6 protein-coding genes are annotated in these 12,679 nt (G+C 54.9%); 5 read left to right on the plus strand and 1 reads right to left on the minus strand.

Going from position 1 to position 12,679, the window contains the following annotated elements; translation table 11 throughout:
• Nucleotides 1–120: 120 nt before the first annotated feature.
• Entirely contained in the window at nucleotides 121–1,548 is a 1,428-nt protein-coding gene (locus H6507_10955; protein MCB9369615.1) for an MATE family efflux transporter, read from the minus strand.
• 722 nt (nucleotides 1,549–2,270) lie between these two features.
• Between H6507_10955 and sprA the strand changes: the two genes are divergently transcribed.
• From sprA to H6507_10980, 5 genes are read left to right on the plus strand one after another with little or no spacing between them, the layout of a single operon-like run.
• Nucleotides 2,271–8,393, plus strand: coding sequence for a cell surface protein SprA (gene sprA, locus H6507_10960; protein ID MCB9369616.1), 6,123 nt, complete (start codon nucleotides 2,271–2,273; stop codon nucleotides 8,391–8,393).
• A 21-nt stretch (nucleotides 8,394–8,414) separates the two neighbouring features.
• A complete protein-coding gene (locus tag H6507_10965; protein ID MCB9369617.1) occupies nucleotides 8,415–9,296 on the plus strand; it encodes a M28 family peptidase in 882 nt (293 codons plus the stop codon).
• Nucleotides 9,293–10,225, plus strand: a complete 933-nt coding sequence (locus H6507_10970) for a hypothetical protein (protein MCB9369618.1) — start codon at nucleotides 9,293–9,295, stop codon at nucleotides 10,223–10,225. Before H6507_10965 ends, H6507_10970 begins: the two co-directional genes overlap by 4 nt.
• Nucleotides 10,226–10,227: 2 nt before the next feature.
• On the plus strand, nucleotides 10,228–11,427 hold the full coding sequence (locus tag H6507_10975) for a hypothetical protein (GenBank protein MCB9369619.1): 1,200 nt from the start codon (nucleotides 10,228–10,230) through the stop codon (nucleotides 11,425–11,427).
• 33 nt (nucleotides 11,428–11,460) lie between these two features.
• Entirely contained in the window at nucleotides 11,461–12,663 is a 1,203-nt protein-coding gene (locus H6507_10980; protein MCB9369620.1) for a hypothetical protein, read from the plus strand.
• Nucleotides 12,664–12,679 lie beyond the last annotated feature (16 nt).

Here is a 12,679-nt window from a genome sequence, read left to right on the forward strand (position 1 = left end):
GGAATCTGAAAAACACGAAAAAGCCACGGCAAAGCGGCTTCGGCTCATACCTCTTACCTCTTACCTCTGACCTTCTCTGACTTCATATTTCATATTTCATATTTCATACTTTCTCCGCCGTCACAGCTCCTCAACCACCAACCAGTGTCCCCTACGGTAGATGAGATAAAATATCCCGCTGCCGATCGCGTGCCCGACCGCGTATCCGCCGAGCATGCCATACGGCCCCCAACCGAGCCAGCGCCCAAAGATAAACATTGAGGTAACGACCAACCCCCAGTCTTCGAAAATACCGTAGATCATAGGGGTCAAGTTGCGTCCTGCACCATTGTACGAACTTGTCATCAATTCAAGAATAGCCCGGAACGGCAATGCAAAGACAAGGATACGCAAATACCATTTCCCGAGTGCAAGCGCGTCAGGCTCTTTGAAAAACATTTTGACCAATGGCTCACTAAACACCCAAATCAGCACGACAAAGACCGCCATGCACACGATCGCCAAACGAATCGCGACTTGTGACGTGTGCCATGCCTGTTCGCGCTCGCGTGCGCCCAGATATTGGCCCACCAACGCGCCGGTGCCAAGTCCCAATCCAACGTTGATCATTTGACCGAATCTTAGTATGCGCTGAGCCATTCCGAAGAGAGCCACGACCAATGTGCCGTAGTGAGCAAAAAAACTGACCACGGCCGAATTCATTAGAGTGAAACTCAAAGAGCTGAATCCACTGGGATATCCGATGCGAATAATGCGCTTGAATTCGGGGATAGGCAAAGGCCTAAGATTCCACTTCACGACGACAGGTGATGCAGGCCGTGAGAGCATTGCGACTCCCAATAGCGCGACCGTAATGAACCCTATCGAATTCGCAATTGATGCCCCGAGAATCTCCAACCGGGGAAACGGTCCCCATCCCAGAATCAGCAACGGATCGAGAATCATGTTTACAGCCACGCCGACCACTGATATCCACATGCCGATTCTTGGCCGACCTATTCCTCGGAATGCCGTATAAACCGAGAAACTGACCATCGTGAATCCTACGCATATCAGGTTCAGAAACGCGTAAGTAATTGCCAGATCCGCAACCTCTTGCTCGACTCCATAGAGGCGCAATGAAAATGGAAGAATGAGCAAACCTAAGAGGCCGAGCAGTGAGCCGACAACAAACTTCAAGAAGAACGTTGCTCTTATCGCTTGGGCTGTCGGATCGCCTCCTCCTTGGCCAAACCTCCTGCTGATAACCGCCACGCTGCCTGATCCAATGATGTGGTTCGGGAACATCAAAACCCATTGAAAAGCACCATATACTGTGACGGCAGCCACCGGAGCGGCTCCAATCTGAGCCAGCCAATAGATATTAACGGCATCATAAGTGCTTAACAATAGAAAACTTGCCAGCGAGGGCAGCCCCATATCGGCCACTCGACGGAGCATCTCCCTTTTCAGCCCGGGCGGAGGCGCAGAGAACTGCTTAGACGGCCCGTCTTTCGAAGTCAGGCGCTTAAGCGGTTTCTTAATGGACGACTGTATGATAGAAAACATCGAGATATCTCAAAAAAAAACCCATCGAATTGTTTCGATGGGTTTGAATATGCTGAACTTACTACAGAATCAACGTAGGCATAGTCTCCCATCGAGAGCCGGCACGGGTACATCCTGAACGTTCTTCACGATCGTGGACGCCATAGTCGGGGCAAAGTATGTAACGGGAGTTGGGAACATTGAAACTTGTTCGGGTGGTTTTAAGTTTGTGATTACCTTATGATACTAAACGCTTCAAAGTTTGTCAAGAGGGTTGATTGAATTTAATTGCCAAGCCGTTCCTGCCGATAACCCTATGAAAGAGGGTCTCTTTTCTCAATGAACTATTCCCTTAATCGCCGCGCAGCTCTTGCAACTCTGTCCGGTTTTTGATAAGTTGAGTAATCTTTGGGTCTTCAATTAGTTATGGAGGTGTCCGAGCGGCACTTGATTGAACAGATTTGGTAGCCGTCAGGCAGTTTGCCCGGGGCGAGGAAAATGCCTCGTATTGAAGTAATCAACCTTCATCAAAAGACCCGGATCTCCATAAACAATCACTCATTGGACGGAGCTTGAAGACCCCGAAGGGAGTCCTATTTCTATTCTTAGCCTGCTTCTTCGCATGCGGTATGTCCGCACGCGCAGAGGTGGGCTTTTCGTTCTCTCTAAAATACCAGTCTCTCGCTTATCGGCTGACCTCGCCTCCCTCGCGCGGAATTTCCTTTTACGGAGAACAGGCTCTTATGCCCGTTTCTGCGCAAAACCGTCTTGAAAGCGTCGAATTCGACTCTCTGTTTACCAAAGCGAGAATAAGCCTTCGCGTCGGCGAAACAGATGTCGTGACTCCCCTGCCGATGAGCTATGAGCAGTACCGCGACCTCCGCATCGCCAGCGATCTGCGCAAGGCGTTTATTGATGAAACGATCAAAATGTTTAAGGCTGCGGCGGCGGCCAATGCGGGTGAAGGCATCGCCATCGACGTGCCCTTCCGTATCAAGTCCAAGACTTTCCGCAGAATTTTCGGCGGCGACAACATCGGTTTGCGCGTGCAAGGTTCGATCACGATTGACGGAAAGTACCGCCGTCAGAAGTTCGATGAACTGCAGGCCGCCAACCAGCGGAACACGAATAACAACTTCAATATCGACATGACGCAGCGCTTCACCATCGCCGGAAAGATCGGCGAAAAAGTGCAAGTGGACGTCAATCAGGACTCGGAACGCCTGTTCGACTTTGAAAACTCGCTGAAGCTCACCTACACGGGTGATAAAGATGAGATCGTTCAGAAAGTCGAAGCAGGAAACGTCAGCTTGAGCCTCGGAACAAGGCTCGCGACCTTCTCGGGTCAAAACAAAGGTCTGTTCGGTCTGAAAACCGAAGCCAAGGTCGGTGCGTTGAAACTGACCGGCATTGCATCACTCGAACGCGGCCAAAAGAACAAACAGCGACCCAACGAGAATGCGCGCCGGACGACGTGGTCTGAAAAAGACTTCCTCCAAAATGTCTACTTCTGGGTGACGAACTCGACCGTCACCGATTCCGCCGGTACGGTTTTGGTCAGCAACTACCGCGAGAACTACCGCCGCCTTGCCAACCGCACGCACGTGTTGCCGGATATCCAGCTCAGTGACATCGAATTGTGGGTAAGCACGACCGAAACCGGCAGTCAGCAAGGCGTCGAAACCGCTAACGGCGCGGCCGTGTCGATGCAAAACTACTCGCGCATCGATCTCCCGGAAGCAGAACTCGAAAGCAACGGCGAAGAAGAAATCACGGGATTGTTCCGCCGACTGCAAGTCGGAACGGACTATGATTTCCGCAGCGATCTCGGTTACATCCGGCTACGCACGCCGCTCCAAAGCAACGTCGCGTTGGCTTGCGCATTCAGAACCGCGAACGGCGACGAGTTCGGCCAGATGGTCCCCGTCGACAACAACGTGCGGCTCGTTTTGTTGAAACCGCGAGTCACGTCGCCCACAAGTTCGACGTGGTCATTGATGTTCCGCCACGTCTACTCCGTGCAAGCCACGAACATCAATCCCGAGAATTTCAGTTTGGAAATCATTCGCGGTGAAGATGTCGGCGGACAACCCGAGAACGGCCCGCCGGGCGACACCCGGACATATTTGTCATTCTTCGATTTCGACTTGGAAGGTGCCAACGGTACCGGCGACCCGGACGGAGTCGTCGACGACTACGAAGCGCTCCTCGATCCTGTCCACGGCGAAATTCACTTCCTCGACCTGACCCCCTTCGATCCTTCCGGCTACGTCAATCCTTTTACAGGCGAACAAACAGTCTGGCGGCTCGACAGTCTCGACTCGCAAATCGACAGCGGCGGCTACCTTGCTCCCGAACTCTACACGATCGAACCGACGCGACTGTCGTCTCTGGGCCGCAAATGGCGTTTCCAAACGGAGTATCAAGGCTCAACGGCGCAGTTCGACTTGGGACCGCTGGTGCTTGAAGGCTCGGAAGAAGTCACCCTGAACGGACAGCGCCTGAATCGCGGCGCCGACTACACGATCGACTATCTTTCCGGTCAGCTCAAAATTCTGAATGAAGCGGCCAAAGCCCCCAACGCGGATCTCGAAATCACGTACGAGTCCGGTCAGGTCTTCCAGCTCGACCGCAAGACACTGCTTGGAGCGCGCGCCGAATACGAACTCTGGCAAGATTCGTACATCGGCGGTATGATGCTGCATCTAAACGAGAAATCCCTCGACCAGCGCGTGCGTATCGGCAACGAACCGATTCGCAATACGCTCTACGACTTGAATTCGCAGTTGAAGTTCAAACCGAACTTCCTGACCGGCGTCGCCGACAGACTGCCGCTTGTGCGCACGAACGTCGAATCGGAACTTGTGCTTGACGGTGAAGTCGCGAAGGTTTTCCCGAATCCGAACTCACTCTCCAACGACGCGACGGGCGACAACAACGGCGTCGCGTTCATCGACGATTTTGAAGCCTCTCGCCGCAGCGTGCCTCTTGGAATGCTGCGCAAGAACTGGACGATCTCGTCTATTCCGGTGGACTCGGAGCTCGACTCGCTGCGCGGACGCATTCGCTGGTGGAATCCGCGTCCCGAAGATCAGGTGCGCGTGCAAGACGTCTATCCCGAACGCGAAACCAACTCGCAAGTCGCCGACCGTCTGCAATCGATTGTGATGGAGTTTGTTCCCGATTCCTCCGACGGCGCTCCCGAGCGCAGTTGGGGCGGCGTGATGAGATACTTAGGCGCGGGGTACGAAGATCAATCGCGCGCGCAGTTCCTGGAATTCTGGATTCAGCTTCCGCCCGAATCCCGCGCGCAAGGCGAACTGGTCATCGATCTCGGAGCGATCTCCGAAGACGCTCTCCCGAACGACTCGATGGACTCGGAAGACCGGCCCGACGGCGAAGTTGTCCAGTCTCCCAGACGTGAATACGGAAACGGCGTGTTGAGTCAAGATGAAGACACGGGAATCGACGGCATTCCCGCCGCCGACCCAGCGGACTCCGCCTATTGGAACGGTCCGACACGCCCGCCTGTGCCGTCTTGGGACGACTATCACTACGACATCGGATCAAACGATTACCGGGCCATCAACGGAACGGAAGGCAGTCTGCGGGGAGGGGACGAATCTTCGAGCAACATTGACAGCGAAGACCTTGACGGCAACCGCTCTCTCGATCAGACGAACAACTATTTCAGTTACACGATTGATCTGAGTTACACCAACCCTCTGATCGTCGGCGGTCAAGATCGTTGGCGGCTCTTCAGAATTCCGATTGATTCGGACGATCCCAGCGTGAAACGCGTGGTCGGCAACCCCAGCCTGACGGACATCCGCTTCGCGCGTATGTATTTCAAAGGCATGGCCGATTCGACGCGTATCCAGATCGTACAAAACGACATCGTCACCAACGAGTGGCAGCCGATTTATGTTGATCAGGATTCCACCGAGTTCGTGTCCGTCGCGGTTATCAACAACCACGAAAACCCACAGTACACCAGCCCTCCCGGCGTGCAGGGTGAAATTGATCCCATCACCAACTTGCGTCAGCGCGAGCAAAGCCTCGTGCTCCACGTTGAATCCCTGCAAGGCGTGGACAGCGCGCGCCACACCGGTCTTGTTTTGCCGCCGGCGGAATTCTTCACCGCGAAGAATCTCTACCAGCAGCTCAACATGATCGAGTATAAGCGCATGAAGATGTTTGTGCACGGCGGCGGCACCGACGAAGCTCTTTTCCCCGACACGACGTATCAGATTATCTTGCGTCTCGGCACCTCGTTCTCCAATACGAACCAAAACTACTACGACATCGTCAAGACGGTGCATCGCGGCTGGGATTCGCGCAACACGATTGACGTGGCCATGAACGACTTGTCGATTCTCAGTGCGTGGCGCAGTGACGAGACGCGCGAAGACTACGACTCCTCGCGTGCGGCGACGTACGGCAGGTACGCCGTGTTGATGGACTCGGCGCTGTCAATTGACGACAGCTTGGTCGTGTTCGGCCGTCCGTCTTTGCAGAGTATCGGATTTATCGCGCTCGGTGTACGCCTAAAATCCAAGTACCGCAGCGGCAACGACGACGAGATTTGGGTCGACGAGTTGCGCGTTTCGGATATTTACAAAGACCCCGGCACTGCCGGAGAATTTGCCGCGACGCTGAAAATCGCAGATCTGTTGACGATGGGCGGTTCGTACACGAAACGTGACGCCGACTTCCACAACGTCAACACTCGAACGGGCGACCAGCGCACGTCGGAAACGTACCGCGGATCGCTGACGGTGCAAATGCAAAAGTTCGGATTGGAAAACTATGGCTTCGCGCTGCCTGTCAGCGCAAACTATACGGAGTCGACTGAAATTCCAAAATACGTTCCCGGCACGGACGCGCGCGTCGATCAATCGAATCCTGACACGGCGGTCGTGGCCGAATCGCGCACGTGGACGTACACGGCAAGCTACGCCAAATCCGGAAATTCTCCCAATCCGATTGTGCGTTGGACGGCGGAAAAATTGCGATTGAGTTGGGATCACTCTCTGTCCAAGCGCAAAGATTACCAAACTCTCTATCAAACTCAAAAAACGACCAACACGCGCGCGGACTACACTTTCCCGACGGCTTCGGGACGTGGTCTGGCTCCGTTTTGGTTCTTGAATGGCGTTCCGCTCTTGAGCGAGATCGGCAATCCGCATCTACACTACAAACCGCGCTCGCTGACGGGCAATCTGTCCGCGCGCCGCACGGAAGCCGAACGGCAAACCAGAACCGGACTGCGAACAATTTCACCTGACTTCTCCGCCTCAGGCTCCGGAAGCGTCGCTTTCGATTTGACGGAAACGGTCAGCACGTCGATGACACAGACGTACGGTTGGACGTTGCTCGATCCGATTCTTTTCGACCGCAACGGCGACGGACAAATCGACTCTACGGTAAATCAAGTTCGCTCGTGGACGGACGTCGCAAGTGTGAACCGCCGCGATCTGCTTTCCGAAACGTGGGGCTGGAACAACACCTATTCTCCGCGCTTCGCCAGTTGGTTCGCTCCGACCGCGACCTACACGTCGGCCTATAGTTGGCAAAAGAACCAGCGCAACAACAACTACACGCAGAGCGGTCTGGGGAACATTCAGAACCAGCAAACCGTCTCCAACAGCGCAAATCTCGGAGGAGATGTTTCGCTCGACTTGAAAAATATCTTCGGCAGCGGTGGCGGCGCAAGAGACCGCGGTCGCAGGCGGGAAGCTCCGCGCGAAGAACCTAAGCGAACGGCGGCAAAGAATGATTCCACTGGATCGGATTCGACTGCCGTAGAAGAAGTCGCAGAGCGCGGACCCGGAATCTCACCTTTGAAAATCCTCGGCAAGTCGCTTACTCCCGTCAAGACCGTGCTCTTCCTGTTCGATCCGTTCCAAGTCGGTTACGACAATTCCAAAACTCACTCGCTGAACAACGTGACCGGCCCGGCTTCGCTCGACTATCGTCTCGGTTGGTCGCAAAAGCCCGGCACGGAAGTCCCGGCCGCGACCGACGGTTCGGTACAATTGACCGTGCAGGGCGCAAACAGCGAGACAAACGATTACAACGTGCGCTCCGGTATCAGACTTTCCAGAGACATTCGCACGACGTTTTCGTGGAACTTGCGAGACAGCGAAACTCACGGTAATACGAGCAACGGATTTAAGGATCAAACGTATTTCTGGCTCGCCAACGACAAAGGACTCGCCACCGAGATTCCGTTCGCCGACGTCACGTTGGACTGGTCCGGATTCGAACGAATTTCCTTCTTGTCGAAAGCCGCGCGCACCGTGGCTCTGAATTCCGGTCTCTCAAACCGTCTGCGCGAAGACTGGCAAAGTCAATCCTCGAACATCACGACCCGCACATACTCCCGCAGTTGGAGTCCGCTGGTTGGTGTGAGTATTTCGTGGTTGAACAGCATTGATTCGCAAATCAGACTGAACTCGCAAAGCAGTTTCACCAACTCGGTGCTGCAAGGCAACATGCAGCGCAGCTCAACCAAGGGAGCGAACGCGACCGTCAGTTACACGCTGCGCACCGGTTTCCGTCTGCCCGTTCCGCTGCTCGGCGCGATGCGGCTCGAAAACTCGACCGTGTTCTCGTTGAATGTCGACTACTCGACCAACCTGCAGGAACGTACGCAGCCGACCAGCGAAGAAAACGACGTCAAGTGGACCACACAGCGCGACGAAGTCTCATGGTCGTTCCAACCGGGCATGCAGTATACCTTCTCAAGTTCGGTTCGCGGCGGAGCACAGCTTCAATATCAACAGGTGAAAGACAAAATCACCGACAAAGGTTCGAAGTTGATTGAGTTCGGCATCAATGTCAACATCCAGATTCGCGGATAAGCAAATTTTCGAGAACTGCACATGCGCCGACTATTTCTCGCACTTATGCTGACCGCCGCCGCCGTGCACGCGTTTGATCAGGACCGAGCGTTCACGATGCTGAAAGCGCAAGTCGCGTTCGGACCTCGTGTCCCCAATTCGCCGCAGGCCGATTCCTGCCGCGAGTTTCTGCTCCGCGAATTGAGTTTCTGGTGCGACACCGCGTGGGTCCAGCCGTTCGAATATAACAGCGCGGATCGCAGCGAAAAACTGAATTTGTACAATATCGTCGGGCAGTTCAATCCGCAGTCCAAAGACCGTGTGATGCTCTGCGCGCACTGGGACTCGCGCCCGATGGCCGATCGCGATCCCGATTCGACGAATCACAACAAAGGTATTCCGGCGGCCAACGACGGCGCGGGCAGCGTGGCGATTCTTCTGGAAGTCGCGCGGCAATTGTCGCTGAAACCCGTTTCCTTCGGCGTGGATATCGTCTTCTTCGACGGTGAAGACTACGGTCGCGAAGGCGTCACCGACGAGTACTTGATCGGCTCCCGCCATTTCGCGCGCACACAGCCCGTGCCGATTCCGCACTACGGAATCTTGCTCGACATGGTGTCCGAAAAAGACTTGCGAATTCCCTACGAGATGAATTCATTCGTGCACGCCCGCAAAATCGTCGACAAAGTCTTCGACGCCGCCGAACGCGGCAAGGCGATGTCCTTTGTCCGCGAACCGGGCGAATCCGTCATGGATGATCACTTTCCTTTTCTTGAGAAAGGCGTGCCCGTCATCGATCTGATCGATTTTGACTACAAGTATTGGCACACGATGGAAGATACGCCGGACAAATGTTCGCCCTACAGCATGGGAGAAGTGGGCCGGACGCTGCTGGACGTTTTGCACGCGGAGAAATTTGAATGATACGCGCAGGCGCGATAGACATCGGCACAAACACGACGCTCGCCTTGCTCGCCGAAGGCGACGGCGACACGCTGCATACGATCAAGGACTCGCTGACTCCCAACCGTCTGGGCGAAGCACTGACGGAGGACGGCACGCTCCCGCTGGATGCGATTGCCGTCAATGTGGATTTGCTGCACGAACTCGTGCGCGACTTTCGCATGAACGGAGCCACGGACATCGTCGCATGCTCGACGGCCGTGATGCGCACGGCGAAAAACCGCGACGAGTTTCAGCGCGCGGTGCACGACGTCGTGGGACTTGACTTGAAAATTTTGTCCGGCACGCAGGAAGCCGCGCTGACCTACGCAGGCGCGGTGTCCACGATGGAGCTGCTTCCGCACGAACGCGTCAACGTCATCGACATCGGCGGCGGCTCGACTGAAGTCATCAGCGGTCAAGGCAATTCGCCCGGCCAAAGCGTCAGCCTCGAGGTTGGCGCGGTGGTGCTGACGAAACGCTATTTCACTCCCGGCGCGATTCCCACAGTTGACGAAATTTCGCTGCTGAGATCGGAAGTCCGCAAGATACAGGGCGATCTTTTTTCACCCGGCGTGCACGAAGGCGTGCCGTGGGTACTGGTCGGCGGAACTCCCGTCACGCTTGCGATGCTTAAGTTGGGATTGACTCGCTACCAGCCTGAGAAAATCAGCGGCACGACGCTCACGGCACACGACGTAGATGAGTTAATCGGCCGTTTTTCCGGCAAGCATGCCGAAGAGCTGCAGGCGCTTCCCGCCATGCCGCCCGGTCGCGGGAAATATATTCTCGCTGGCACGCTTTTGCTGCGTGAACTTTTCGACGTTTTGCAAATCGATTCCGGCGCCGTCACCGAACGTGGCTTGCGGCACGGACTGTGGCTGGCGCACTTTGGACGACAGGAGGTTTGAAGATGTGGCGTGTGATTTTGACGTTTGCGCTGCTCGCGGTTTTTGTCGGTTGCAAAGATGATCCCACGAAGCCCGACGAACCGGATGCGACCATCACATTGGTGAACGCTCCCGAGTTTCTGCTCTGCGAGCTGGATTCATTCTATCTTTACCAAGTGCGCGTCGAAAATCTTGACGTTGACTACATTACTTGCACGATAGTCAAGCCCAACGGTTTGGGTACGGTCACGTTTGATCTCTTCGACGACGGCGACATGCAGAGCCGCACGGGTCCCGGTTTCGCTTCACCGACGTCATTGGACGCCGTTCCGAACAACGGCACCTTTACGCGCGGCATCAACGCGCTGGAACTCTGTCAGGAAAGCGAAGGCGAATACCACCTGCATTTCGTGACGGTCGGCGGATCCGAGACGCTCGAAACTCCCGAAGTCACCGTCGACGTGCGCAGCCTTTCCGAATGCTCTTTCGGAAATCTTACTCCGGTTATGAGTCTGCCCGCGTGTTTCGACGAGCAAACGATGTCCATCACCGTTTCGCCGGAAGCCGGCATCGAAATCGATTCCGTGCGCGCGCTGTGGTATTCCGGTGACACCCTGTGGTGGTCGACGTTGTTCGAAGCAGGCGATCTTGATTGGCAATTGCATCTCGCACCCAATCTCTTCGGCTGCACTCCCAGCGGCTCGAACTACGATTTGGTCTACGAAGCCTTCACGCGCTTCGGCCTGAATTGCGCGATCACCGTCTCCGGAAACATCGATTTCGAAAACTCATTGCCCGTCGTGTCAAATCCGCAGCTCGCGGACACTCTTTATCGACCGGTTACTCCGGGCGACACGGACACTCTGATCTTCTACGTGCGCAGTGACGATTGCGAATTGTCAGGATGGCCCGTAACGGACGCCGTCCACTTCGAAGTCAGCCGCGACGACACGCTGCATTGGCTGACGATTCCCGAGTATTTCCTGCGCGACGACGGCGTCTCGCCCGACGCTGTTCCCGGTGACGGACTGGCCTCTTCCTTCCTGCTTGTCCCGTACAGCACGACAAGTTTGGACAATATCTACTATCTGAAATACTACTCCATCGAGTGCTCGTCCGGCGACACGTCCGTCGCAATCGTCGACAGCACTCGCATCATTCAACCCGGTTCGGCGCTAACTTCTACACCGTCGGACGAACTGGGAATATCATTTTTTAAATAGTCTCCCCAACCGACCTACTGCGGAGGTCCGGCCATGAGATGGATTTTGTTGTTAGGCTCTGCTCTATTTATCTGCTTTGGATGCGATGAAGATAATCAGGACAAGCCTTTTCCGGCGTCACGCATTGTCATTGTCGAAGCACCGGCTAGTTTGCCTTTCCTTGAGGAATGGTGGAATCCTCAGCCATATGAGTCCACTGCCGTTCGTTTCATAGTGGAAATCAGTCCGGATGTGTCCGACGTAGACACGATCGTCTGCAACGTATACGACCAGTTGGGCGGGAAGGTTGACAGTTTTCTCCTGCTGGACGACGGCAGTGCGATCGAACATTGGGACATCTCGCCATGCGAGACAGCCATTACGGGTGATTCGATTGCTAACGATCGCCATTTCACGCGCGACATTCATGCGGAGGACTTTACGGCCAACTATGCGGGCGCTGAATATACGTTCTCGTTCTACGCCGTTGGCAATTCGTGTCCCGTATTCAGTGCAGAATATGCTGCCAGCACGTGGGCTCCGATGGTCGAACTGGTCAGTGCGGCCATAACTCCCTCGGCGCTCCCCCCGTGCGGCGATTCTATGATTGTTTATCTGACGTTGCGTCACGATATTGCAGACAGTATCGAAGGAGTTGAACTTGGATTCGATTTCTTCGACGGCAACATTAACCATCCAATAACTCATTTCTCGCCGATTTCGGGAGATAGCATGTGGCGTGCCGCCGTTTCCGGCAATAGCGACATATGGCAAGAGTTCAATGGGTTGTCCGCTGGGTACCACACGAAATTTGGGCTGTTGGAGACCTTTTCCCTGGGGGCGTTTTATTCGATCCCGTTGCCCGAAGCGAGTCTGCAACTCACAGCGGACACTTTTCAGCTTCACCATTATCAGTTTCCGGAGACGCTCTGGGTTCTTGCCGAGATTTCGTTGTGTGATAGCTCAACAACAGATCGTGTAGCAGCGACATACTCTCCGCTTTCAGCGATGTCCCATTGGAGAGTCGAGACGCCGTTCCTTTACCTTACCGATTGTCCGATCAACGGAGATCAACATCCACGTGACGGAATCTTTACCGGATTTTCTTTGATTACAGCCGACTCCCTTGCTCAACCATATTCGGCTCCAATAAGAATCGAAGCGGGAACGACGTGGTCCCACAATCCATGCTTTGGAACTGACATGATCAACAGTCTCAGAGTTGAGAAGACAATCGTTCTGCTCCCCCCTCAGTAACTTTCAACGGAGGCCC

Source organism: Calditrichota bacterium, from assembly GCA_020637445.1.
GTDB lineage: Bacteria > Electryoneota > RPQS01 > RPQS01 > RPQS01 > JABWCQ01.